Genomic DNA, 23,521 nt, shown 5'->3' on the forward strand with positions numbered 1-23,521 from the left:
ATGACCAGCGTGAGCGAATTGATGGAAACGATGGACTACGGCCCTTCGGTCGAGGATAGCGCAACGGTGCGCGACTGGCTGGCGCGGCGGGGTGCTTTCGGGCATCTCATCGGCGGCGCCTTCACCGAACCGGGAAAATTGTTCGACAGCCGCGACCCCGCAACGGGCAAGACGCTGGCGCAGGTGACGCAGGGGACGGCAAAGGACGTCGCGACTGCCGTTGCAGCGGCCCGCGCGGCGCAGCCGGGATGGGCGGCGTTGACGGGAACGCAGCGGGCGCGCCATCTCTATGCGCTGGCCCGGCATGTCCAGAAACGCGAACGCTTCCTGTCGGTGCTGGAAACGCTGGACAACGGCAAGCCGATCCGGGAATCGCGCGACATCGACGTGCCGCTGGTCGCGCGGCATTTCTATCACCATGCCGGTTGGGCCGAACTGCGCGACACGACCTTTCCCGGCCATGCACCGCTGGGCGTCTGCGGCCAGATCATTCCATGGAACTTTCCGCTGCTGATGCTGGCCTGGAAGATCGCACCTGCCCTCGCGGCGGGCAACACAGTGGTCCTGAAGCCTGCCGAATACACGCCGCTGACCGCCCTGGCATTCGCCGAGATCTGTCAGGAGATCGGCTTGCCCGCCGGCGTCGTCAACATCGTGACCGGCGACGGCGCCACGGGCGCGGCCCTGGTGGCCTCGGATGTGGACAAGATCGCGTTCACCGGCTCGACCGAGGTGGGGCGCGCCATCGCAGGCCAGCTTGCCGGAACGGGCAAGCGACTGACGCTGGAACTGGGCGGCAAGTCGCCCTTTGTGGTGATGCCCGACGCCGATCTGGACGCCGCGGTCGAGGGCGTGGTGGATTCGATCTGGTTCAACGGGGGCCAGGTCTGCTGCGCCGGATCGCGCATCCTGGTGGCCGAGGCCGTGGCGGACCGGTTCGAGACGCTGCTGGCCGCCCGCATGGCCCGGCTGCGGGTCGGACCGCCGCTGGACAAGTCCAGCGATCTGGGCGCCATCGTCGATCCGATCCAGAAGAACCGGATCCTCTCGATCTGCCGGTCTGCCGTCGATGCCGGGGCGGAACTGGTGGGCGGGGCCGCGCAGGACGGCTGCTTCATCGCGCCCGGCTATCTGCGCAACATCGCCCCCGCCAATCCGGGCTCCGAACAGGAAATCTTCGGCCCCATCGCCACCCTGTCCACCTTCCGCACGGCGGACGAGGCGGTCGAACTGGCCAACAACACCCGCTATGGCCTTGCCGCCTCGGTCTGGTCGGAAAGCGCTGCGGTCGCGACCGACATCGCATCCAGGATCAAGGCGGGCGTCGTCTGGATCAACTGCGCCAACCTGTTCGACGCCGCCGCCCCCTTTGGCGGTTATCGCGAAAGCGGTTTCGGCCGCGAGGGCGGGCGCGTGGGGATGCTGGATTATCTGGCGGAACTGCCGGTGGATGCAGCCGACGACCCCGCACCCGCCGCGCCCGTCGCCGCGACCACCGGCGCGGGCCATGCGGCGGATCTGGACCGGACGGCCAAACTGTATATCGGCGGCGCGCAGAAACGGCCGGATGGCGGGGCAAGCTATGTCGTGCCGGGCGGGCTTGCCCCCCTGGGCAACCGCAAGGACATCCGCAATGCGGTCGAGGCGGCGGCAAAGGCTGGAAAATGGGCAGCCATGGGCGGACATGCCCGCGCGCAGGTGCTGTATTACATCGCCGAAAACCTGTCGGCCCGTGCCGCCGAATTCGCCGCCCGCACCAGCCGGGCCGAGGTCGATGCCGCCATCGCCCGCGCCTTCCATTACGCCGCATGGGCCGACAAGTTCGACGGCGCCAATGTCCAGTCCAAGCCCGGCCACCTGCTGAACGTGGTTAACGAACCTTATGGCGTCATGGGCATTGCCTGTCCCAATGCGCAGCCGCTGGCCGCGTTCATGTCGCTGGTGATGCCCGCCGTCGCGATGGGCAACCGCGTGGTCGCCATCGCCGCGCAGGACGATCCGCTGGCGGTGACGGATCTGTATCAGGTCTTCGACACCTCGGACCTGCCGGGGGGCGTCGTGAATATTGTCACCGGCCCGCGCGACGATCTGGCCCGCGTGCTGGCGGCGCATGACGATGTTGCGGCGATGTGGGCCGTCGGCGGCGATCTGGCGGCGGTCGAACAGGCGGCGGGCGGCAACCTCAAGCCCGTCTGGGCGCCTGTGCATCGCGACTGGACCGGCCCGCAGGCCCAGGGCGAGGCGTTCCTGCACCATGCCACGCAGACCAAGACGATCTGGCTGCCCTATGGCGCCCTGCCCGAAGGCACCGGGTCCGCCGCCTATTAGGCACGCAGCCCCGCGAAGGTCATCGGGTCCAGAGAGCTTTGCGCGAAGGTCGGCCCGCTGACCAGCAGGCTGACCGCATCATGGGAATGCAGCGATTCCTGATGGCTGGCCACCACCCGGAAATCGCCAAAACGCGGATCGGACAGCAGTTCCCCGGCAAAGGCGCGCACCGCATCCTCGACAAAGATCGGGTTGGCGGCATTGAGTTCGGCAAAGGCCTGCTCGTCCTCGCGCTTGACCATCACCTGCGTTTCCGTGGGCACGGCGCGGCGGCACAGTTCCACCACATCCTCGAACCAGATCTTTTCGGGGCCGTCCATCACCACGGAAATCCGCGCGATGGACCGCTGCGAATGCGGCGTCGCCAGCCGGGACCGGGTTTCGCGCGCATGTTCGGACAGTTCCAGCGAACAGGGGCAGGTCGAGGAATAGACATAATCGAAATGCATGATCCGCAGCCGCTGGCCATGCAGATCCAGCACCTCCATCGCGATGTCGTAATACTGCCAGCCCGACAGGCCCGACCGCAGCGAATCGACCCGTATCGGATAGGAGAATCGCATCTGGATGCGCGCGTCATAGGCGTCCAGGTCGGCCTGGTAATCGTCCAGCGCGGATTCCAGCACCCTGAGGCTGAAGGCGTGTTCGGAATGGACATAAAAGGACCGCATGATCCGGGACATGTTGATGCCCTTGCGATCGGCCTCCAGGCTGACGGTGCCGGTGACGCTGGTTTCCAGGGTGATTTCCCCGCCGTCGCGCGTCTGGTAACGGATCGGCAGACGGAAATTCGAGATGCCGACATGCTGGATGGGCGCACGGGCGCCGACGATCAGGCTGGCCGGACCGTTCTGCAAATCGGGCAGCCCGGCCTTGTAAGCGTCGTCCGCCCGGAACCCCGCGTCATAGCTGCGCGCCAGGGCCGGATAGGCGGGGATCATCGGGCGGGCTTCGGTCATCGGGGCATCCTTCACGGGATCGCGGCACAATATGGGGTCAGGGCGCCGGAATCCAAAGAGCAAATCCGGCATATCGGGCCGCGCGGGCGACCCGATCGCCGTTTATGCCGCCAATGCCTGTCGCAGGTCGCGGATCAGATCCCCCGCGTCCTCCAGCCCCACGGACAGCCGCAGCAGACCGGGCGTGATGCCCAGATAGGCGCGGTCGTCGTCGGACAGGCGCTGATGGGTGGTCGTGGCCGGATGGGTGACGATGGATTTGGAATCGCCCAGGTTGTTCGAGATGCGGATGATCCCCAGCCGGTTCAGGGCGGCAAAGGCGGCTTCCTTGCCCCCGGCAGGCTCGAACGCGATCATCGTGCCCCCCGATCCCATCTGCCGCATCGCCAGATCATGCTGGGGATGATCCTTCAGCCCCGGATAGATCACGCGCGACAGCGCCGGGTGGCCTTGCAGCGCCTGGGCGACCTGCAAGGCGGTATCGGCCTGGGCGCGGACGCGCAGGTCCATCGTGGTCAGCCCGTTCAGCATGATCCAGCTGTGAAACGGACTGATCGCCCCGCCGGTATGCTTCAGGTAAGGCTCGGCCACCTCGCGCACGAACTGCCGGGTGCCGCAGATGACGCCGGCCAAGGCGCGCCCGCCGCCGTCGATATGCTTGGTCGCGGAATAGACGATCACGTCGGCGCCCAGTTCGGCGGCGCGCGAAAAGACCGGGGTGGCGAACACGTTGTCGGCCACGACCAGGGCACCGGCCGCATGGGCCAGGCGGGCGACGGCGGCGATGTCGATCACCTCCAGCGTGGGATTGGATATGGTTTCGAAAAACGCGGCCCTGGTGCCGGGACGCAGCGCGGCCTGCCACTGGTCCAGGTCGGTGCCATCGACATATGTGACCTCGACCCCGAAGCGGGCCAGCAGATCCAGGACATACAGGCAGGATCCGAACAGGGCGCGGGCCGCAACCACGTGATCGCCGGGCTTGCACATCGAAAACAGCGCGCCGTTGACCGCCGCCATGCCGCTGGCGGTGGCAAAGGCATCCTCGGTCCCCTCCAGGGCGGCGATGCGATCCTCGAACATGCGGCTGGTGGGGTTGCCATAGCGGGCATAAATGAATTCGTCGGGGCCGGTGCCCTTGAACCGCGCCTCGGCCTGTTCGGCGCTGTCATAGACAAAGCCCTGCGTCAGAAAGATCGCCTCGGCCATTTCGCCATACTGGCTGCGGCGGATGCCGTGATGGACGGCTTGCGTGCGCGGGTGAAGGCCCTTTGCCGAACTGTCGCTCATTCGAATGCCCCTTGCTGATACTGGCGGGTTAGCGCCCTCGGAGGGGTGGTGCAAGGGTCAAGGCCCGGATGCGGCGCCATCCGCCTGCCCACGAATGCCCGGCAATTCACGCCAAGGCTGAACGGTCCGCCCAGAGGCAGCGTCCGCATTTTTGCAAACCGTGCAAAATGCGGCCTGAATCAAACCGCTAAGGAAAAGTCTAGGCTTATTGTCCAAATGGACAGGTTGAGCGGAACGTGACGCGCAAGTAAGTTGATCCGGCAGTCAGGAATAGCGGGCTGCAAGACGTGGGGCTTCCCCGGACGACCGGAACTGGCCATGACGCTGGATGACGAGACGGCGCATCCGCAGGTCAAGTTGCGGCAGGCCGACGAAGGCCCCAAGGCAGGCCGCGCCATGTGCGACGGGGCGGCTGTCAAGAAACCTGGGCGGCAAGTCCATTTTTATGTCGGGTCGCGCATCGGCAACCGTTTCTGCATGGAATCGGGACTTCGGTGGCGCGGCAAAGTGTGTGTGCAAAGACTTGTCGATGTGACCGATCGTTTTTTGATCGGTATCCTTGCGGGCCGCGTTGCTGGTATCGTTTTCTGTGGATGGCCCAAGACGCATCGGGGGGCGGAGAAATCCGCCCCCTGCGATTTTTTACAGATAGTCGCCGCGTTGCAGGCCATATTTGGCCATCTTTTCGTTCAGCGTCCGGCGCGGAAGGCACAATTCGTCCATGACGCTGGCGATGCTGCCCTTGTGGCGGCGCATGGTGTTGTCGATCAGCATCTTCTCGAAACTCTCGACATACTCCTTCAGCGGCTTGCCTTCGGTCGTGGTGGCTTGCTGGTTGTCGTCGCCGTCCGCCATCAGCAAGGACGCGATGGACCCCGATCCGCGCCGGTTCTGCAACACCGCGCGTTCGGCCACGTTGATGAGTTGGCGGATATTGCCGGGCCAGGGGGCCTGCAAAAGCTGCGCGGCTTCCTGCGCACTGACCTGTGGGGGTTCGCAGCCGTATTCCTCGGAAAACTGTTCGGTCATGCGGGCGAACAGCGACAGGATATCCTCGCCCCGCGCGCGCAGGGGCGGCAGGGTGATCTTCAGCGCGGACAGGCGATAGAACAGGTCGGGCCGCAGCGAATCCTCGGCCCGGCGGCCTTCGCCGCGCGCGTTGGAAATGGCGATGATCCGGGTGTCGGCGGGAATGCCCTGGTCGCTGATGAATGCCAGAAGGCGGGCTTGCAGCGGTTCGGACAGCGCCTCGATGTCTTCCAGGCACAGGGTGCCGCCGCGCGCTTCCTCGACGGCGGGAATGCCGTCTTCCAGCGGGCCGAACAGGCGCGCCGACAACGCCTCGTCGTTATAGGCGGCGCAGGACACCGGCACGAACTTTCGGGATGCGCGCGGTCCGACCGCGTGCAGGGCATGGGCCACCAGGGTCTTGCCGGTGCCAGTTTCCCCGTCGATCAGCACATGGCCGTCGGCCTGGCCCAGATCCAGGATATCCTCGCGCAGGCGGTCCATCACGGGGCTGGTGCCGATCAGCTTGGACATGACCTGCTGGCCTTCCGACAGATCGCGGCGCAGCGCGCGGTTGTCCAGCGTCATGCGCCGCATCTGCGTGGCCTTCTTGGCCAGCGCGGTCATCTTGTCGGGATTGAACGGCTTTTCCATGAAATCCATGGCGCCGATGCGCATCGCCTCGACCGCCATGGGCACGTCGCCATGGCCGGTAATCAGGATGACGGGCAGCCCGGAATCCAGACCCATCAGGCGTTTCAGAAAGGCGATCCCGTCCATGCCGGGCATGCGGATGTCGCTGACCACGATGCCCGGCCAGTCGGCGCCGATGGTCTTCAGCGCGTCTTCGGCGCTGACAAAGGTTTCGGTGTCGAACCCGGACAGGACCAACCATTGGCTGATCGATTCCCGCATGTCCGGTTCGTCGTCCACAATGGCAATCTTCAACTTGCGGGACATGAACGTCTTCCTTTCTTCATTCGGCGGCAAGCGCCTGGGCGGCTTGGCCCGGTCGGTGCAGCGGCAGTTCCACCGCAAAGACCGCGCCGCCTTCGTTATCGTTATGGGCCGTCAGACGACCGCCGAAATCGGCCACAATGGTCGAGGAAATGGCAAGCCCAAGTCCCGTCCCCTCGCCCGGCTTCTTGGTCGTCCAGAACGGCTCGAACAGGTTTTCCAGATCCGAGATCCCCGGCCCGTTGTCGCGCACCAGCACATAGGCGTGGGCGCCGGTTTCCACCGCGATCTCGATCCGGGCGTCGCGCCGGTCGCGCACGGCGTCCACGGCGTTGCGCAACAGGTTGATGATGACCTGTTCCAGGCGGATGCGATCGGCCAGCACCGTCACGGTGCCGCGCGGCAGATTGCGGGTCACGCGGATCGTGCGCGACCGCAATTGGGGTTCCATCATGGTCAGGGCGCTGCTGACGGCGGCGCGCAGATCGACAGGCTCGACCGCCTCGCCCCCCTTGCGGGCATAGGATTTCAATTGCCGGGTGATCGCGCCCATCCGTTCGATCAGATCGTCGATCCGCTGGAAACTGGACAGCGCCTCCTCGGCCCGGCCGCGTTGCAACAGCAGGCGCGCTCCGGCAAGATAGGTTTTCATCGCCGCAAGCGGCTGGTTCAGTTCGTGGCTGACGCCCGCCGACATTTCGCCCAGGGCGGCCAGCTTGCTGCTTTGCTGCACGGTCTGTTCGGCGACGCGCAGTTCCTTTTGCATCCGCTCGCGTTCGGCGATCTCGCGCGTCAGGCGCATGTTCAGCGCGCGCAGGTCCGCGGATTCGCGCATGTAGGCGACCGACTGGCTGCGCGCCCGGCGCGACAGGACATAGAACGTCCCGGCCAGCAGTATGGCAAAACCCATGATCTCCAGTGCCAGGACCGCGTTCACCTGTTCCCGGACCGAGGCATAGGTCGTGAAGCTGGTCATCCGCCAGCCGCGAAAGGGAATCCGCGCCTCGGCCTGCATGACGGCGCGGCCCTGGACATAGGCGTCGATGGGCAGGGCGGTCCAGTCCGCCGTGACCTGAAACGCACGCTGGATGGCGGACGGCGCGTCGCGGACCGCCAGGGCCTCGGGCATGGTGAGGCCGCGCCAGCGGGGTTCGGTCGCCAGGATGATGCGGCCTTCGCTGTCGGTGACGGCCACGGCGTCCGAAATCCCCGCCCAGGACCGTTCCAGCCGCGACAGGTCGGCGCCCACGACGATCACCCCCAGGGTCTTGCCGTCGGCGATCACCGCGCGGGAATAGGCGAACTCGTAACCGGCGCCGCCGTGATTCGTGACGGTGAATACCGTTTCGCTGGATCGCAGCGCCTCGACATAGAACGGCGACAGCACGTTGTTGGTGCCCAGCTGATACCGGTCCGTGGATCCGACCGTCCGGCCCGATGCGTCCAGAAGCCGGATCGAGGCCGCGCCGATTTCCTTTTGCGCCGTCATCAGCCGGGCCGAGGTCGATGAGAAATCGTTGCTGTTCAGCGATCCGATCAGGGCCGGATCGCGCGCCAGCAACAGCGGCACCACCGCGGTGCGCTGCAATTCGGACAGCAGGTTGCCGGTATACAGCGCCAGACGCAGTTCGGACCGGACGCGGGTGCTGTCGGAAAACCGCGTGGTCAGCCAGGCGTTCGTGGTCCAGATCGACACCACCGCCAGAACGAAGATCAGCGCAACGGCAAGACGCAGCCACCATGGATTGCCGGGCTGGGCCAGCCGCGGTCGAGGGCGATCTGACTCGCTGGCGGCTCCCTTGTCCTCGATCACGTGTAAAGCCCGGCCATGTTGCACAACTGCCGCACTCTAGGCCCAGACGCGCCGACGCTCAAGTCAGGCGTTGACAGCGCCGCCCACAAGGCAGCGGAACAGCGCCGCCCCGTCGGTGCCGCCCAGGGCCGGATCGGCGGCGCGTTCCGGGTGGGGCATCATGCCCAGGACGCGACGGTTTTCCGACAGCACGCCCGCGATGTCGGATACCGATCCGTTGATCGCCGGGACATAGGAAAAGGCGATGCGGTCGCCGTCTTGCAATCGCGCCAGTCCGTCGGGCGCGATCTGAAAGTTGCCGTCGTGATGGGCCACGGGAATGGTGATCCGCTGCCCCCTGCCATAGCCCCCGGTAAAGGCGCTGTCCGTGGTGGCGACGGTCAGGACGGCCGGCTTGCACAGAAAGGTCAGCCCGGTGTTGCGCATCAGGGCGCCGGGCAGAAGGCCCAGTTCGGTCAGCACCTGGAATCCATTGCAGATACCCAGAACATAGCCGCCCCGGTCCGCGTGGCGGCGCAGTGCCGCCGCGACGGGAGACTGGGCGGCGATGGCGCCGCACCGCAGGTAATCGCCGAACGAAAACCCGCCCGGCACCCCGACCAGATCCGTGCCCTGGGGCAGGGCATCGTCCTTGTGCCAGACGCGTGTCACCTGCGCACCCGCCCGTTCCAGCGCCACGGCCAGGTCGCGGTCGCAGTTCGATCCGGGAAAGGTGATGACGGCGGCTTTCATGGGGCTGCTCCTGCTGGGATCGCGTGTCCTTTAACGCAGCTTGGTTCCTGAAGAAAGGGGCGCCCCATATCCGTTGCGCGACGCCTAGCGCAGCGCCCTGTCCAGAGCGTGATCCACCTTTTCCAGATAGCCCATGGTGGTCAGCCATTTCTGGTCCGGGCCGACCAGCAGTGCCAGATCCTTGGTCATGTGGCCATCCTCGACCGCCTGGACCGTGACGCGCTCCAGCGTCTCGGCAAAGTTCAGCAGGGCGGCGTTGTCGTCCAGCTTGGCGCGGTGTTTCAGCCCGCCCGTCCAGGCAAAGATCGAGGCGATCGAATTGGTCGAGGTCTGGTTGCCCTTCTGGTGCTCGCGGTAATGGCGCGTCACGGTGCCATGTGCGGCCTCGGCCTCGACCGTCCGGCCGTCCGGCGTCATGAGCACACTGGTCATCAGGCCAAGCGAGCCAAAGCCTTGCGCCACGGTGTCCGACTGCACGTCGCCGTCATAATTCTTGCAGGCCCAGACATAGCCCCCCGACCATTTCAGGCTGGACGCCACCATGTCGTCGATCAGCCGGTGTTCATAGGTGATCCCGGCCGCTTTGAACCGATCGGCGAATTCGCTGTCGAACACCTCTTGGAACAGATCCTTGAAGCGGCCGTCATAGGCTTTCAGGATGGTGTTCTTGGTGGACAGATAGACCGGATAGCCGCGGTTCAGGCCATAGTTCATCGAGGCGCGGGCGAAATCGCGGATCGAATCGTCCAGGTTGTACATGGCCATCGCCACGCCCGATGACGGCGCCTGAAAGACCTCGTGTTCGATGGTTTCACCATCGTCGCCGACGAACCGGATGGTCAGGCGGCCCTTGCCCGGAAAGCGAAAGTCGGTGGCCTTGTACTGGTCGCCGAAGGCATGGCGGCCGACGATGACCGGCCGCGTCCAGTGCGGCACAAGCCGGGGGACGTTCCGGCAAATGATCGGCTCGCGAAAGATCACGCCGCCCAGGATGTTGCGGATCGTGCCGTTGGGCGATTTCCACATCTTCTTCAGGCCGAATTCCTCGACCCGCTGTTCGTCGGGGGTGATGGTCGCGCATTTGACGCCGACGCCGTATCGCTTGATGGCGTTGGCCGCGTCGATGGTGATCTGGTCGTTGGTCCGGTCGCGTTCCTCGATCCCCAGGTCATAGTAGTTCAGGTCCACGTCCAGATAGGGCAGGATCAGCTTTTGCTTGATGAAATCCCAGATGATCCGGGTCATCTCGTCGCCGTCAAGCTCGACGACGGGATTGGCTACCTTGATCTTGGACATGGGCGCTTCCTTCGGTTGGACTCGCTTGCGGCTATAGCCGGATCAGGTTCCGAAGAAAAGATTGTATGCGACGGTATGCAATAAAAATCCAGCGTTAGCCGGTGATTGCAGGCATTTTAGACAAAGCCGCCGCAAGGCTTTGCTGATTTCCGAACCGTTCCGCAGTATGCGAAGGGCCATGGTGGTTTCGACGATGTGGACGCTTTCATGGCAACGGTCGACTGGATGTGGTTCGGCAACATGGCCCAGGTCAATGCGACCCGCGGCACCCCCTCGACCGATGCCGAGGCGGACGGGACCGGCGGTCACAATGCCGTCGGCCAGGCGCAGATCAAGGCCGTCCACCTGGCCGGAGACACCCGCAGCATCACCGTGAATGGCCAACCGACCGAGGCTTTCGCGACAAGCTACAACCGCGATGGCTACGGCCGCGACGTTCCCGATTCCCGGATGACTTATCAGTCCCCGCATTCGGGCCAGACGGTCACGACGACGATCACGGGCTTTCTGTCCGTCCGCTATCAGCTGACATTCCCGAACGGGGACACGTCGGAACAAGGCGGCGTGCTGATCCAGATGGAAAACGGCGACACGTTCTTTCGCCCCTCGAAGGATGCCTTGCCGCAATGGGAAGGCATCGATGCGTTGCGGGCGGTCAAGATCCTGTCGGCGGATCCGCTGCCCGCCAATACCTATGTCGCCACGATCTCGTTCCGGCCGACAATTCACGACCTGCCGATCACCTGCTTTGCCAGCGGCACGATGATCCATACCCCGATGGGCGACCGCCGGGTCGAGGATTTGCGGATCGGCGATCTGGTAACGACCCGCGACCATGGGCCGCAGCCGGTCCGCTGGATCGGGCGCCGCCATGTCACCGCGGCCGAAATCGCCGGACGCGCCGCGCTTGCGCCCGTCCGCATCGCGGCGGGGGCGTTGGGCGACGGCCTGCCGCGGCATGACCTGCTGGTGTCGCAGCAGCACCGCGTCCTTGTGCGTTCGGCAATTGCCGCGCGCATGTTCGGGGCACGGGAACTGTTGATCCCCGCCAAGCACCTGACCGAGGTGGACGGCATCGACATCGTGGCGGACATGCCGGGCGTCACCTATGTCCACCTGATGTTTTCCGCGCATGAAATCGTGCTGTCAAACGGATCGGAAACAGAATCGCTCTATCCCGGCCCTCAGGCCTTGGTGGCGCTTGGGGACATGGCGGGGGAAATCCTTGCCCTGTTTCCCCAGCTTCGCGACGGCATCGACGGCTTTCCCGCCGCCCGGCCCTTTGTCGCCGGTCCAAAGGCCCGCCAGCTGGCCCTGCGCCATGCCGTCAACAACAGGCCATTGGCCAGCCGGTCAGGCAAGGAACGCCCCCGCCCCGACCCCCGGCCAATGCCATGACGGTGCGGCGCCAAGGGCGGTCTTGCCGCCCACGCGGATTCCGATCCCGTCGCGGGCCTCGTCCCCCGCGGAATGCAGCGGCGCATCGCCCATGTCGATTTCGACCAGATCATGAACCGGCACCATGCGGATCGCCCGGTCAGAGGCGCCGAACCTCATGACCTTCACGGCGCCGTGCCGGCTGCGTTCGGCGCGTTGTTCCGACGGAACGGGTCCATCGCCCCGGTCAGCCGTCTGGGGGCCGGTTGGTAGTGGGCGGGAACGGCGAACCGGCGGGTGATCCGTTCCGACATTGCCGTCAGCGGCTGGTTTCGGTCAGCCGCCGCCGGACATAGCCCTGGACCAGGTCGATCATCGGCTTCATGTGCAATTCATCGTCGCGGAAGAAGTGGTCGGCGCCCTCGATCTCCTCGTGGGTGATGGTGATGCCCTTCTGTTCGCGCAGCTTGCCGACCAGCGTGTGCGTGTCCTTGGGGGGCGCCACGCGGTCGGCGGTGCCGTTCACGATCAGGCCGGACGACGGGCACGGGGCCAGAAAGCTGAAATCGTACATGTTGGCCGGGGGCGCCACGCTGATGAAGCCGGTGATTTCCGGGCGGCGCATCAGCAGCTGCATCCCGATCCACGCGCCAAAGCTGAAGCCCGCGACCCAGCAATGTTTGCTGTTGGGATTCATCGCCTGCAAATAGTCCAACGCGGATGCCGCGTCCGACAATTCGCCGATGCCCTGGTCGAATTCGCCCTGGCTGCGCCCGACCCCGCGGAAATTGAACCGCATGACGGTAAAGCCCATCTTGTGGAATGCGTAATGCAGGTTATAGACGACGCGGTTGTTCATCGTCCCGCCGAACTGCGGATGCGGATGCAGGACAATGGCAAGGGGGGCGTCGGGTTTGCCCGGTTGCGGGTGATAGCGGCCCTCGAGCCGCCCTTCGGGGCCGGGGAAAATCAGCTCTGGCATCGTCTTCCTTCGAAGCTACGGGTTTCTTGACGCATCTGCGCGGCGCTTCTAGACCGCTATCTGGGATTTCGGCGCGGCTTGCGCAAGAAACCAACCTTGGCGGCATAGCGCGGCAGTGCGCGCGTCGTCAATCCGACGCCGCCTGTTCTGGAAGGGAGCCAGCCGATGAAACTGTCCACCAAGGGACGCTATGCGATCATCGCGCTGGTCGATCTGGCCGTCGCCAGGAATGACGATCTCACCTCTCTGGCCGAGATTTCGGGCCGTCAGGACATTTCCCTGCCCTATCTGGAACAGCTGTTCGTGCGGCTGCGGCGGGCGGGGCTGGTGGCGTCGGTTCGCGGTCCGGGCGGCGGCTATCGCTTGGCCCGCGCCCCCGAAACCATCCGCATCGCCGAGATTCTGGAGGCCGTGGACGAAACCGTCAGCGCCATGCATGTCGGCGCGGGCGCGTCGGGCGGCGTCTCGGGGTCGCGGGCGCAAACGCTGTCGAACCGGCTGTGGGAAAGCCTGTCGGCGCATGTCTATGTGTTCCTGCACAACCATACGCTCGCCGACGTGGCCCGGAACCAGCTGCTGCCCTGCCCGGCGCTGCCGCGAATCCTCAGCGTGGTGGACGATTGAGGCCTGACCAGCCCGTCAACGATCCGGACAGCCGTAAAGGCCGTCCCGGCCCGGCGCCCGCGCTCAGACCCGGATGCCTGCGGCCCGATACAGGATCGGCAGCATTTCGCCGCGATGAAGCGCGACATGGCCGCGCGCCGTGCTGCGCAGGATCGCCTCGAACATGAAAGGGTTGGGGGATTCCGTTTGCAATGCCGCAAGATCGACGAAGAACGGATAGATTTGCTGCCGTCCGTTCGGTTCGTCGGTTATGTCGTGCAGGATCGTCATGTCAGGGACATGGCCCAAGGCCCGGAACCGTTCGATCACGGAAAAGCGGTCTCGGTGCATGGCATTGACGCCGTCCACGTCGTTCGTGCCATAGATCTTGATGCAAAGGTCTTCCACATGGTGCCTGAACTGATAGCTATGCAGATCGGTCTGGGCGATGTCGGCGATCGCCCGGCAACCGGGAATGGCCGCCGCCACCATGAGCGCGCCAAATCCCCCCAGGGACGACCCCATGAGCGTGATGTTCCCGGCTTCGATCTCCAACGCGGCGGCGATGTCACGGATGATGCGGGCAATCGTATCGGCATAGAAATGATCGCCTTCCTGGAACCAGCCTGCGGCGATCTGGTATTTCCGTGCCAGGGCTTCCTCGAAGCACCAGACGTTGACCGGCATGGACGCAACCCATTGCCACCTTGGAATATATGGGAACTGCTGCGCCTTCAGAGCCGCCAGCGGCAATGCCGCGGGAAACAGGACCACCAGCGACTTGCTGCTGGCCAGCCGCTTGAAAAGCCCGTCGACATGACCTGATCCGCTGTCCAGCCGGATGAAGTCGACACCGTCCGGGATGCCCTTCAAATCGGAAATCCGTCGGAAATTCGGGGTCGAGCTTGGTTCGATGAGATCGGCGGCCAAGATGTTCTCCTGGGATGTCAGATCGGCGGCGTACAGCCTGTCGGACCGGTATTCAACCGGACACATGGCGGCGACGGACCTTGGCCCGCGGACCGGCAATGCCTTGCCGGATCGGTGCCGAAAGGGCTTGCATCGTACGGCGGCGCACCAGCTTGTGGACAAACGCACGCCAAGGGGGTGTCGAGGTTCTCCCAGGCCGAACGACGCTTGCGCTCAGGGAAATGAAGCCGCTGAAGCCTTTATCCGTCTTGCAGCCGCGTCTGGCGACCCCCCGGAATGATCGGCGAAGTCAGCCGGCAATTCGCGGACAGCCGTTCGCGATAATCCAAAGCACCGCATCAACGAAAACCCGAGAGTCGGGCCAATGCGGCCAGGATCACATTGCCGGCCAAGTGTGGGAGGACGACCAATGCCCTTTGCGTGTCGGTCAATGCCGTGCGGATCAGGGTTGCCGCCCATTGGGCGGCCTCGAATCAGCCAGCGACCGGCTTGGAAATCCTCAAACGTCAACAGGCCGTAACGCGCCGCCACAAATACGGCCGCAAACGATGAAATGGGCCGTTGCCTGGTTGGAAACCCTGGTAGCGGAGGAGGGATTTGAACCCCCGACACGCGGATTATGATTCCGCTGCTCTAACCAGCTGAGCTACTCCGCCACAGGTGGGGGCGATTTACGGGGTGCGGCGGGGGGCGTCAAGCGGTTTTCGTCGCCGGAACGAAAACGCCGCCCGTGGTTTGGGCGGCGTGTGTTTTCCGGGCCTGGACCGGTCAGCCCCGCGCCTTGACCACCTGCAACAGCGGCATGACCTGCGCCATGTCGGGACCGTGGGCCTGACCGGTGACGGCCTTGCGCAGCGGCATGAACAGGCCCTTGCCCTTGCGGCCCGTGGCATCCTTGACGGCGGCGGTCCATTCGCCCCAGGTCGCGTCGGTATAGGGCGGCGCGGGCAGCAAGGGCATGGCCTGGGCGATGAAATCCGCGTCCTCGGGGTCGATCTGCGGCTCGGCTCCGTGGGAAAAGATCGTCCACCAGTCGGCCAGATCCTCCAGCCGGGTGATGTTCTGCGACGCCACTTGCCAGAACCGCTGCGCCATGTCGTCCGGCACGCCAAGCGCCGCGATCCGGTCGCGCACCGCGGCGAAGGGCAGCGTCTGGTTGCGTTCGCGGGTCAGCGGCCACAGATCCTCGGGGTCGAATTTCGTGGGCGAGGCGCCGAACTGCGACAGATCGAATCCCTGGGCCAGATCGTCCAGCGTCATCCGCAACGCGACCGGCTGGCTGGACCCCAGCCGCGCCATCATCGACAGCAGCGCCTCGGGCGCGACGCCCGCCTCGCGCAGGTCGCGGATCGACAGGGCGCCGATGCGTTTCGACAATTCCTCGCCCTGCGCGCCGGTCAGCAGGCTGTGATGGGCGAAGGCCGGAACCGTGCCGCCCAGCGCCCGGATGATCTGGATCTGCGTTGCGGTGTTGGTCACATGATCGGCCCCGCGCACGATATGCGTGACGGCCATGTCGGTGTCATCGACCGAGGACGCAAAGGTATACAGCACCTGCTTGTCCGCGCGGATCAGTACAGGGTCCGACACGCTGGCCGCGTCGATCGAAATGTCGCCCAGGATGCCGTCGGTCCATTCGATGCGTTCCTGATCCAGCAGGAACCGCCAGTATCCGTCGCGCCCTTCGCCGCGCAGACGGTCCTTGTTGGCATCCGACAGCCCGTGGCCCGCGCGGTCATAGACCGGCGGGCGACCCATGTTCAGCTGCTTCTTGCGCTTGAGGTCCAGCTCGGTCGGGGTTTCGAACACTTCATACAGGCGGCCCGCCCCGCGCAACTGGTCGGCCGCCTGGGCATAGCGGTCCAGGCGCAGCGACTGACGTTCCACCCGGTCCCAGTGCAGGCCCAGCCAGTCCAGGTCGCGCTTGATGCCGTCGGCATATTCCTCCTTGCTGCGCTCCTGGTCGGTATCGTCCAGGCGCAGGATGAACGTCCCCCCGGCCTTCTTCGCGATCAGATAGTTGAACAGCGCGGTCCGCAGGTTGCCGACATGGATATGGCCCGTGGGCGAGGGCGCGAAGCGGGTGGTGGTCATGGCAGGTCTCCTGTTCGCCTTGCTCTTTCACACGCAGCGATTCTTGTCCATATCAGGACAGGCACGCAGGAGAAGCGGATGACCCACTGGAACGACGCGACGGCCCCCGATGCGGCCGGGATCGAGGCGATGGCGCGCGACGCCCTGGCCGCCCTGCCCCCGGAATTCGCGGCCCATGCCGGCGACATCGCCATCCGCGTGGCCGAATTCGCCCCCGACGACGTGCTGGACGAATTGCAGATCGACGATCCGTTCGAGCTGACCGGCCTCTATGACGGCGTTCCGGTGACGGAAAAGTCGGTGTCCGACCAGCCGGGCCAGCCCGACATCATCTGGCTGTACCGCCGGCCGCTGCTGGACGAATGGGCGTCGCGCGGCAACGTGACGATGGGGGAATTGATATCCCACGTCGTCACGCACGAGATGGCGCATCATTTCGGCTGGTCGGATGACGACATCGCGGCCATCGACCGGTGGTGGGAATGACGACCCAAGCGCGGATCCTGACCGTTACGCTGAATCCCGCGCTGGATCTGTCCACGGCTGCAGACGAGGTGCGGCCCGAACTGAAGCTGCGCTGCGACAAGCCGGCGGCCGATCCCGGCGGCGGCGGCATCAACGTCAGCCGCGCCATCGGGCACATGGGCGGGCAATCGACGGCCATGGTGGCGCTTGGCGGGGCGACCGGCACGCGCATCGCCGAGATGCTGAAGGCGGACGGGCTGTCCGTCGTCCGCCTGACCGCGCCGGGCGAAACGCGGCAGTCCCTGGCGGTCACGGATCGTTCGTCCGGCGGGCAATACCGTTTTGTGATGCCCGGCCCGGAATGGCACAAGGCGCATGTGGCCGACATGACCCAGGCCATCGCCGAAGCCGCGCGGGCCGGGGGCTGGGTGGTCGTGTCGGGGTCGAATCCGCCGGGCGTGCCCGCGGGGTTCGAACAGATGCTGACCGTGCGGCTGAAGGACAGCGGGGCCAAGCTGCTGGTCGACACCTCGGGCGAGGCGCTGCGGGTGCTGGCCGGGTCGTCCACCCCCGTCGATGTCCTGCGCATGGACAGCCACGAGGCCGAGGATCTGGCGGGCCGCCCCCTGCCCCTGCGCGCCGACAGCGCGGCCTTTGCGTCAGGGCTGGTCAGGGACGGGGCGGCGCGGTCGGTGATCGTGGCGCGCGGGGCCGACGGATCGGTCATCGCCGGGGCGGACGGCGCCTGGCACGCGGCCGCGGCGCGGGTCAGGGTGGTCAGCGCGGTGGGCGCGGGCGACAGTTTCGTGGCGGGCTTCGTGCTGGCGATGGCGCGCGGCTGGCCCGCCCCCGAAGCCCTCGCCCTGGGCGCAGCCGCCGCATCGGCCGCCGTGATGACGCCCGCAACGGATTTGTGCCAGTCGGCCGATGTCGAACGCTTTTACGGCGAACGGACCATCTCGAGGCTGTAGTCCGAAAATGAAAGGACCGCCCCCTTGGGGACGGTCCGTTTGGCCGACTGCCGGGCGAGGTCAGGCGGCTTCGGCCTCCTCGGCCTCGGCGGCCATGCGGCGTTCGCTTTCCTCGCGCGACAGCGCGACCGAGGTGCGCACGCCCTTTGCCACGAATTCCATCAGACCCTTGACGACCCGTTCGTTCGGATCAATGCCTGCGCAGGACAGCACCTCGCGCCCATCGCGAGACCGCGCCCAGCGGGCGATCTGTTCGGCGCCGTTGCCGTATTTCTTGTCGTCTGCAATGGCGTCGTCCAAAGCGGCCAGAACGACCGCCGCAAACAGCTTGCGGGCCCGCTGGCCCTGTTCAAAGTTGAAAGCCGATCCATCGACAAAATCGCGCATACCATTCGTCCATCTTCAAAGGCCGCCAAAGGCACGGCAGCCGCGTGGGCGGCATCATGCAACCCATCGTTATTGTTTCCGTTTTTCTGACGGTCCCGCTGCTTAGCCCAGATCGCCCCTGATTCGTTATTCCCCAGACTGCATATCACCCATGCGTCCGGTGCATGTCGCACAAAAAAAGGTGAAATCTGCAAACACCTTCTGAATTCGATGCCAACAGGCATCGGTTCGCGTCTTGACAACACCGCAAAGCTGATTTGGTTGCCTCTGGTCCAAGCTGTCGATATAGGGGCGGCGCAACGCCGTTCAACGATGAACGGTCCGATTTTCGAACCCGAAAAGAGTTTCCCATGCCCAAGATCAATGGCAACGAAATCCGCCCCGGCAATGTGCTGGAACATGACGGAGGCCTGTGGGCTGCCGTGAAGGTCAGCCATGTCAAGCCCGGCAAGGGCGGGGCCTTTGCCCAGGTCGAACTGAAGAACCTGCGCGACGGCCGCAAGCTGAACGAGCGTTTCCGCAGCGAAGACAAGGTCGAACGTGTCCGCCTGGACCAGAAGGACCAGCAGTTCCTGTACGAATCCGACGGCAAGCTGGTCTTCATGGACAGCGAGACGTTCGAGCAGACCGAACTGGACGCCGATCTGCTGGGCGACCGCCGCCCCTTCCTGCAAGACGGCATGACCGCCACCATCGAATATTACGGCGACGAGGCGCTGTCGGTGTCGATTCCGCAGAAAGTGACCTGCACCGTCACGGAAACCGAACCCGTGGTAAAAGGCCAGACGGCCGCCAACAGCTACAAGCCCGCGATCCTGGACAACGGCGTGCGCATCATGATTCCGCCCTTCGTGGGCGAAGGCGAACGGATCATCGTGAACACCGAGGTCTTCGAATACAGCGAACGGGCCTGAAGCCGCCGCCCCTCGGCGCCCCGGCGATCCGGGGCGTTTCCCCAAGCACCGGTCTGCACCCATGCCCCTTCACGCCACCGCCGAAGACCTGGCCGACCTCCTGCCTCATGTCCTGGCCGCGCCCAGCGACGATGCGGCGGTGGAATGGCTGTGCTTTCGGCCCGGCTTCAACCAGCGGACATTTCCCGATCGTCTGACCCTGACGCGCGATCAGGGCGTGCCGGGCGAACGCTGGCTGACGGCGCCCTGGTTGAAGCTGCCGGACGGGGCCGCCGATCCGCGGATCCAGGTGTCGATCCTGCCCCGCCGGGTGATGGATGCCGTCTGGCTGGACCGAGAGAATACACCCCACCCCGGCGACACGATCGTCTGCGACCTGGACACCAGCCAGGCCAATCTGCCCGTGGGCAGCCTGTTGCAGGCGGGAACAGCGGTCCTGCGGGTGTCGGATGTCTTCAACGACGGCTGCGTCAAGTGGAAGGTCCGCTATGGCAGGCCTGCAAAGGACTGGATCGTGGCGCCCGGCCATCCCCCGCTGCGCCTGCGCGGCATCCTGTGTTCCATCGAGCGGGACGGAGAGGTCGCCCTGGGCGACCGCATCCGCAAACTGGCCTAGTCGTCCGGCGCCAGACGCGCCCCGCCCGCCCGCATGTCCGGCCCGATACGGTCGAACCGCACATGCGCCACGGCATGACCGCCTGATTGGGTGAACAGTGTCCCAACGTCCTTCCCGGCGGCGGTGATCGGGGTGCCCACCGGCGCGGCGCCGCCGATGCGCAGCCGGGTCAGGCCCTTGCGCAGGTCGGTCTTGTGCTTCATGCGGGCTGTCACCTCTTGGCCCACATAGCAGCCCTTGCGGAAATCGACACCTTGCAGGCGTTCGAACCCGGCCTCCAGGATGAAGGTTTCGTTCGGGATCAGTTCGACCAGCGTTTCGGGGATGACGTGTTCGACCCGGATGGCGTCGAAATCGGTGCCGTCGTCGCCCTGCCCGCCATACAGCCGCCAGCCAAGCGCCGGATGACGGGGGTCGGCTATCGCCCCCTTGGGGGCAGGCCCGGTGCCGCGCGCGACCGTCATTTCCGCAGGGTCGATCCTGACCTTGGATCGCAGCTTGTACATCGTCAGGCGCCGTATCAGGTCGTCGGCCAGCCGCGCGTCCACGTCGATCAACAGCGCGTCGCCGTCCGGCACGATCAGGAAATCGGCCAGATACTTGCCCTGCGGCGTCAGCAGGGCGGCCCAGCAGGGCGCGCGTTCAACATCGTTGCTGACAAGTCCTTGCAGAAACGCCACGCGGTCGTCGGCGGTGACGCGGATGATCTGGCGGGTCATGGATGTTCTCCGAATTGCAGGGCGACAAGGCGGGCATAGGCGCCGTTCTGCGCCATCAACTGTGCATGGCTGCCCTGTTCGACAACCCGGCCCTGTTCGATGACCACGATCGTGTCGGCGTTGCGGATGGTGGACAGGCGATGCGCGATCACCAGGGTCGTGCGGCCCTTCGACAGGGTTTCCAGCGCCGCCTGGACCATTCGTTCGCTGGCGGTGTCAAGCGCGCTCGTCGCCTCGTCCAGCAGCAGCACGGGCGCGTCGCGCAGGATGGCGCGGGCGATGCCGATGCGCTGACGCTGGCCGCCCGACAGGGCCGTTCCGCGCGGTCCGGCGGCGCTGTCCAGACCGCGCGGCAGGGCCGACACGAACTCGCTGACATGGGCCGCCTCCATCGCCCGCAGCAGCGCCGCGTCGTCTGCGTCGGGGCGGCCCATCAGGATGTTGTCGCGCAGGGTCTCGTCGAACAGGGCCGAATCCTGGCTGACGGTGGAAAACTGGTCGCGCAGCAGGCCCAGGTCGAAATCCTGCACGGGCACCCCGCCCAGCAGGACCGCCCCCCGGTCGGGATCGACCATCCGTGTCAGCAGGTTGAAGACGGTGGACTTGCCCGCCCCGGACGGCCCAACCAGCGCCGTGGTCTTTCCGGCCTCGGCCGCGAAGGACAGTCCGTTCAGGACGGGCTTGCCGTCATAGGACAGCCAGACATCGTCCAGCCGGATCGTGGTATCGGCTGGCGACTGCCGCCGCGGCCCGGACAGGATGCGCGGCCTGGTGTCCAGAACCTGATAGATCCGTTCAAGACTGGCAGCGGCGGTCTGCCAGGTTCCTGCCAGGCCACCCAGCCGCCGCATCGGCTGGAAGGCCAGCGCAAGGGCGGTGAAAAAGGACATGAAATCGCCGATGCTGCGTTCTCCCTCCATCACCTCCCGGCCACCAAGGGCCAGAACGGCGACGAAACCCACGCCGGTCACGATGTCGGTCAGCGCGGGAACCAGGCTGCCCATGGCGGCGACCTTGACCTGGGATCGCTGGATCCGCCCGACGATGCCCGCGAAACGGTCGATCTGGTGCGCCTCGGCCCGGTTCAGCTTGATCGAGGCGATGCCGTGCATCACCTCGTCCAGGCGGGTGGCGCGGGCACTGGCATGGGCGCGGTTCTGGCGCACCTTGCGGCGGATGTACCGCTGCACGAAGGCGGCGGGCAGGATCAGGATCGGCGCGCCGATCAGCGCGGCCAGCGTCCAGACCGGATCGATGGCCACCGCGACCGCGAACAGCATCAGCAGCGATATCGCGTCGCGCGTCGCGCCCGTGATGATCGTGGCCCAGACCCCCTGGACGGCGATGGTGTCGCCCTGGATCCGTTCGATCATCGCGCCGGGGGGGTTGGCCTGGAAGAACCGGCCGTCCAGCGTCATGATATGGGCCAGAAGATCGCGCTGCATCGCCGTCGAGATGCCCAGCGAAATCCGCGACAACAGCGCGCGGCTGGCGATCAGCGTGGTCGCGCGCAGCAGGAAGATCCCCATGATCGCGGCGCCGACCCACCAGATCGCCCCCGATTCTTTGCCGACGAAGACCCGGTCGAACAAGGGTTTCAGCATCCAGGAAATCAACGCCAGCGTCGATCCCTCCAGCGTCATCAGCACGAAGGCGCCGATCATGGACCCGCGATGGATGCGCAGGTAATCGGTCCAGAACCGGCGCAGCAGGGCCGAGGCGGAAGGATGCGGGGTCCGGGTCTGGGTCACGGGCAGCGGCGCCTTTCGTCTGCGGGCATGTGCCCAGCCTTAGCCCGACCCGCCCCGTCACGGCAAGGCGGGCACCGGCCGGCCGGTGGACGTTGACCTTCGGCGCTGCGGGCACTAGCGATCTTGCAGGATGTGAAGGACAGATGAACGCCATGAGCCTTGCCGCAGGTCGCCCCGTCATTGCCATTCCCGGTCCCTCGCCCGTGCCGGACCGGGTGCTGGCCGCCGCCCACCGCGCCTCGCCCGACATCTATGGCGAGGAACTGGCGGAACTGAACCTTCAGGTCGTGGCGCAGCTGAAGCGGCTGGCGGGCACGCAGGCAAACCTGGCGCCCTATATCGGCAACGGCCATGCCGCATGGGAAGCCGCGGGCGCCAACCTGTTCAACCCCGGCGACCAGGCCCTGACACTGACCTTTGGCCATTTCGGCCGGTCCTGGGCACAGCAGATGGAGGCCATGGGCGTCGCCGTCGAACGGCTGGATTCCGGCAACCTGCCTGTCGATCCCGACCGGCTGGCCCAGCGGCTGGCGCGCGACACGGCGCATGCGATCAAGGCGGTGATGGTCTGCCAGATCGACACCGCGACCGGCGTGATGGCCGACATTCCCGCGCTGCGCGACGCCATGGGCGATCACCCGGCTTTGCTGGTCGTCGACGCCATCGCGTCCTTGGGCTGCGCGCCGATGATGATGGACGACTGGGGGGTCGATGTCCTGATCTCGGCCAGCCAGAAGGGCATGATGTGCCCGCCCGGCACCAGTTTCCTGTGGTTTTCGGATCGCACCGCCGCGCGCGGGCGTACGCAGCTGACCACACCCTATTGGGACTGGCATTCCCGCGCCCATGCCGAGGCGCTGTGGCGGTTCTGGGGGGGAACGCCCCCGGTCCAGCAGATCTTTGCCCTAGACGAGGCCCTGCGGATGATCCTGGACGAGGAAGGGATATTCGCCGTTTGGGCGCGTCACGCGGCCCTGGCCCGTGCCGTCTGGGCGGCGGTCGATGCCTGGGGAGAGGGTGGGACCGGCATCCGCCTGGCGGTCGGGGATCCGGCGGCGCGGGCGTCTTCGGTCACGGCGATTATCCTGCCGGGGGCGGATGCGCTGCGGGCCTGGGTCACGGCCAATTGCGGAGTGACGCTGGGCGTGGGGCTGGGGGCCGAACAGCCCGAAAACGTCCTGCGCGTGGCCCATATGGGTCATTCCAATGCCGCGATGATCCTGGCGGCGCTTGGCGCCATGCAGGCGGGGATGACGGCGCTGGGCATCCCCTGCGGGCCTGGCGGTCTGGACGCCGCCGCGCGGGTGCTGGCCGAACCGGCCTGACCGA

21 protein-coding genes and 1 tRNA gene are annotated in these 23,521 nt (G+C 65.9%); 8 read left to right on the forward strand and 14 right to left on the reverse strand.

Annotated features, from left to right (window positions below; all coding sequences use genetic code 11):
• A complete protein-coding gene (locus CHB77_RS05820; RefSeq protein WP_089387256.1) occupies positions 1-2,328 on the forward strand; it encodes an aldehyde dehydrogenase family protein in 2,328 nt (775 codons plus the stop codon).
• On the opposite strand, the gene folE2 is transcribed toward CHB77_RS05820, so the two are convergent.
• The 6 genes from folE2 to CHB77_RS05855 all read right to left on the reverse strand — a co-directional run bounded on the left by folE2 (position 2,325) and on the right by CHB77_RS05855 (position 10,383).
• Positions 2,325-3,359 (reverse strand): GTP cyclohydrolase FolE2, encoded by a 1,035-nt coding sequence (folE2, locus tag CHB77_RS05825; protein ID WP_423212878.1) that lies wholly within the window; start codon positions 3,357-3,359, stop codon positions 2,325-2,327. The two genes, CHB77_RS05820 and folE2, sit on opposite strands and share 4 nt — an antisense overlap.
• A 30-nt stretch (positions 3,360-3,389) precedes the next feature.
• Positions 3,390-4,577, reverse strand: a complete 1,188-nt coding sequence (gene metZ, locus CHB77_RS05830; RefSeq protein WP_089387258.1) for an O-succinylhomoserine sulfhydrylase — start codon at positions 4,575-4,577, stop codon at positions 3,390-3,392.
• A 642-nt stretch (positions 4,578-5,219) separates the two neighbouring features.
• Entirely contained in the window at positions 5,220-6,545 is a 1,326-nt protein-coding gene (locus CHB77_RS05840; RefSeq protein WP_089387260.1) for a sigma-54-dependent transcriptional regulator, read from the reverse strand.
• 16 nt (positions 6,546-6,561) lie between these two features.
• Entirely contained in the window at positions 6,562-8,352 is a 1,791-nt protein-coding gene (locus CHB77_RS05845) for a sensor histidine kinase (RefSeq protein ID WP_089387586.1), read from the reverse strand.
• 66 nt (positions 8,353-8,418) lie between these two features.
• The gene (purQ, locus tag CHB77_RS05850) at positions 8,419-9,087 is read right to left on the reverse strand and encodes a phosphoribosylformylglycinamidine synthase subunit PurQ (RefSeq protein ID WP_089387261.1); all 669 of its coding nucleotides are present in this window, start codon (positions 9,085-9,087) and stop codon (positions 8,419-8,421) included.
• 84 nt (positions 9,088-9,171) lie between these two features.
• Positions 9,172-10,383, reverse strand: coding sequence for an NADP-dependent isocitrate dehydrogenase (locus tag CHB77_RS05855; RefSeq protein ID WP_089387262.1), 1,212 nt, complete (start codon positions 10,381-10,383; stop codon positions 9,172-9,174).
• 207 nt (positions 10,384-10,590) lie between these two features.
• On the opposite strand from CHB77_RS05855, the gene CHB77_RS05860 reads away from it, so the two are divergent.
• Complete coding sequence (locus CHB77_RS05860) at positions 10,591-11,781, forward strand: Hint domain-containing protein (RefSeq protein WP_089387263.1); 1,191 nt, start codon at positions 10,591-10,593, stop codon at positions 11,779-11,781.
• Here CHB77_RS05860 and CHB77_RS05865 read toward each other — a convergent pair.
• Together CHB77_RS05865 and CHB77_RS05870 are read right to left on the reverse strand one after the other, a co-directional pair.
• On the reverse strand, positions 11,737-11,940 hold the full coding sequence (locus tag CHB77_RS05865; protein WP_089387264.1) for a hypothetical protein: 204 nt from the start codon (positions 11,938-11,940) through the stop codon (positions 11,737-11,739). The two genes, CHB77_RS05860 and CHB77_RS05865, sit on opposite strands and share 45 nt — an antisense overlap.
• Positions 11,941-12,079: 139 nt before the next feature.
• Positions 12,080-12,742: an alpha/beta hydrolase gene (locus CHB77_RS05870; RefSeq protein ID WP_089387265.1), complete on the reverse strand. Its 663-nt coding sequence runs from the start codon at positions 12,740-12,742 to the stop codon at positions 12,080-12,082.
• Positions 12,743-12,907: 165 nt separating this feature from the next.
• Here CHB77_RS05870 and iscR point away from each other — a divergent pair, with 165 nt between their 5' ends.
• Positions 12,908-13,366: a Fe-S cluster assembly transcriptional regulator IscR gene (gene iscR, locus CHB77_RS05875; RefSeq protein WP_089387266.1), complete on the forward strand. Its 459-nt coding sequence runs from the start codon at positions 12,908-12,910 to the stop codon at positions 13,364-13,366.
• A 63-nt stretch (positions 13,367-13,429) separates the two neighbouring features.
• Here iscR and CHB77_RS05880 read toward each other — a convergent pair whose 3' ends face one another.
• The 3 genes from CHB77_RS05880 to gltX all read right to left on the reverse strand — a co-directional run bounded on the left by CHB77_RS05880 (position 13,430) and on the right by gltX (position 16,369).
• Complete coding sequence (locus CHB77_RS05880; RefSeq protein ID WP_131023318.1) at positions 13,430-14,275, reverse strand: dienelactone hydrolase family protein; 846 nt, start codon at positions 14,273-14,275, stop codon at positions 13,430-13,432.
• Between the two features lie 579 nt (positions 14,276-14,854).
• A tRNA-Met gene (locus CHB77_RS05885) sits at positions 14,855-14,931 on the reverse strand.
• 112 nt (positions 14,932-15,043) lie between these two features.
• A complete protein-coding gene (gltX, locus tag CHB77_RS05890; RefSeq protein WP_089387268.1) occupies positions 15,044-16,369 on the reverse strand; it encodes a glutamate--tRNA ligase in 1,326 nt (441 codons plus the stop codon).
• Positions 16,370-16,447: 78 nt separating this feature from the next.
• On the opposite strand from gltX, the gene CHB77_RS05895 reads away from it, so the two are divergent.
• On the forward strand, positions 16,448-16,855 hold the full coding sequence (locus CHB77_RS05895; protein ID WP_089387269.1) for a metallopeptidase family protein: 408 nt from the start codon (positions 16,448-16,450) through the stop codon (positions 16,853-16,855).
• The gene (locus CHB77_RS05900; protein ID WP_089387270.1) at positions 16,852-17,805 is read left to right on the forward strand and encodes a 1-phosphofructokinase family hexose kinase; all 954 of its coding nucleotides are present in this window, start codon (positions 16,852-16,854) and stop codon (positions 17,803-17,805) included. Before CHB77_RS05895 ends, CHB77_RS05900 begins: the two co-directional genes overlap by 4 nt.
• Before the next feature lie 60 nt (positions 17,806-17,865).
• Here the strand turns inward: CHB77_RS05900 and CHB77_RS05905 are convergent, their stop codons facing one another.
• Complete coding sequence (locus tag CHB77_RS05905) at positions 17,866-18,192, reverse strand: DUF6280 family protein (protein WP_089387271.1); 327 nt, start codon at positions 18,190-18,192, stop codon at positions 17,866-17,868.
• Positions 18,193-18,542: 350 nt separating this feature from the next.
• Between CHB77_RS05905 and efp the strand changes: the two genes are divergently transcribed.
• Both efp and CHB77_RS05915 read left to right on the forward strand, forming a co-directional pair.
• A complete protein-coding gene (efp, locus tag CHB77_RS05910) occupies positions 18,543-19,106 on the forward strand; it encodes an elongation factor P (protein ID WP_089387272.1) in 564 nt (187 codons plus the stop codon).
• Positions 19,107-19,167: 61 nt separating this feature from the next.
• Entirely contained in the window at positions 19,168-19,722 is a 555-nt protein-coding gene (locus CHB77_RS05915) for a hypothetical protein (protein WP_089387273.1), read from the forward strand.
• Here the strand turns inward: CHB77_RS05915 and ygfZ are convergent.
• Both ygfZ and CHB77_RS05925 read right to left on the reverse strand, forming a co-directional pair.
• Entirely contained in the window at positions 19,719-20,441 is a 723-nt protein-coding gene (gene ygfZ / locus CHB77_RS05920) for a CAF17-like 4Fe-4S cluster assembly/insertion protein YgfZ (RefSeq protein ID WP_089387274.1), read from the reverse strand. The genes CHB77_RS05915 and ygfZ overlap by 4 nt on opposite strands.
• On the reverse strand, positions 20,438-22,105 hold the full coding sequence (locus CHB77_RS05925) for an ABC transporter ATP-binding protein (RefSeq protein WP_089387587.1): 1,668 nt from the start codon (positions 22,103-22,105) through the stop codon (positions 20,438-20,440). Before CHB77_RS05925 ends, ygfZ begins: the two co-directional genes overlap by 4 nt.
• Positions 22,106-22,344: 239 nt before the next feature.
• Here CHB77_RS05925 and CHB77_RS05930 point away from each other — a divergent pair, with 239 nt between their 5' ends.
• Positions 22,345-23,517: a pyridoxal-phosphate-dependent aminotransferase family protein gene (locus CHB77_RS05930; protein ID WP_089387588.1), complete on the forward strand. Its 1,173-nt coding sequence runs from the start codon at positions 22,345-22,347 to the stop codon at positions 23,515-23,517.
• Positions 23,518-23,521 lie beyond the last annotated feature (4 nt).

Source organism: Paracoccus sediminis, assembly GCF_900188295.1.
GTDB classification, from domain to species: Bacteria; Pseudomonadota; Alphaproteobacteria; order Rhodobacterales; family Rhodobacteraceae; genus Paracoccus; species Paracoccus sediminis.

Coding starts and splice junctions, on each gene's coding strand:
- CHB77_RS05820 (WP_089387256.1), top strand. CDS start 1: ATGACCAGCGTGAGCGAATTGATGGAAACGATGGACTACGGCCCTTCG.
- folE2 (WP_423212878.1), bottom strand. CDS start 3,359: ATGCCGGATTTGCTCTTTGGATTCCGGCGCCCTGACCCCATATTGTGC.
- metZ (WP_089387258.1), bottom strand. CDS start 4,577: ATGAGCGACAGTTCGGCAAAGGGCCTTCACCCGCGCACGCAAGCCGTC.
- CHB77_RS05840 (WP_089387260.1), bottom strand. CDS start 6,545: ATGTCCCGCAAGTTGAAGATTGCCATTGTGGACGACGAACCGGACATG.
- purQ (WP_089387261.1), bottom strand. CDS start 9,087: ATGAAAGCCGCCGTCATCACCTTTCCCGGATCGAACTGCGACCGCGAC.
- CHB77_RS05855 (WP_089387262.1), bottom strand. CDS start 10,383: ATGTCCAAGATCAAGGTAGCCAATCCCGTCGTCGAGCTTGACGGCGAC.
- CHB77_RS05860 (WP_089387263.1), top strand. CDS start 10,591: ATGGCAACGGTCGACTGGATGTGGTTCGGCAACATGGCCCAGGTCAAT.
- CHB77_RS05865 (WP_089387264.1), bottom strand. CDS start 11,940: ATGAGGTTCGGCGCCTCTGACCGGGCGATCCGCATGGTGCCGGTTCAT.
- CHB77_RS05870 (WP_089387265.1), bottom strand. CDS start 12,742: ATGCCAGAGCTGATTTTCCCCGGCCCCGAAGGGCGGCTCGAGGGCCGC.
- iscR (WP_089387266.1), top strand. CDS start 12,908: ATGAAACTGTCCACCAAGGGACGCTATGCGATCATCGCGCTGGTCGAT.
- gltX (WP_089387268.1), bottom strand. CDS start 16,369: ATGACCACCACCCGCTTCGCGCCCTCGCCCACGGGCCATATCCATGTC.
- CHB77_RS05895 (WP_089387269.1), top strand. CDS start 16,448: ATGACCCACTGGAACGACGCGACGGCCCCCGATGCGGCCGGGATCGAG.
- CHB77_RS05900 (WP_089387270.1), top strand. CDS start 16,852: ATGACGACCCAAGCGCGGATCCTGACCGTTACGCTGAATCCCGCGCTG.
- CHB77_RS05905 (WP_089387271.1), bottom strand. CDS start 18,192: ATGCGCGATTTTGTCGATGGATCGGCTTTCAACTTTGAACAGGGCCAG.
- efp (WP_089387272.1), top strand. CDS start 18,543: ATGCCCAAGATCAATGGCAACGAAATCCGCCCCGGCAATGTGCTGGAA.
- CHB77_RS05915 (WP_089387273.1), top strand. CDS start 19,168: ATGCCCCTTCACGCCACCGCCGAAGACCTGGCCGACCTCCTGCCTCAT.
- ygfZ (WP_089387274.1), bottom strand. CDS start 20,441: ATGACCCGCCAGATCATCCGCGTCACCGCCGACGACCGCGTGGCGTTT.
- CHB77_RS05925 (WP_089387587.1), bottom strand. CDS start 22,105: ATGATCGGCGCCTTCGTGCTGATGACGCTGGAGGGATCGACGCTGGCG.
- CHB77_RS05930 (WP_089387588.1), top strand. CDS start 22,345: ATGAGCCTTGCCGCAGGTCGCCCCGTCATTGCCATTCCCGGTCCCTCG.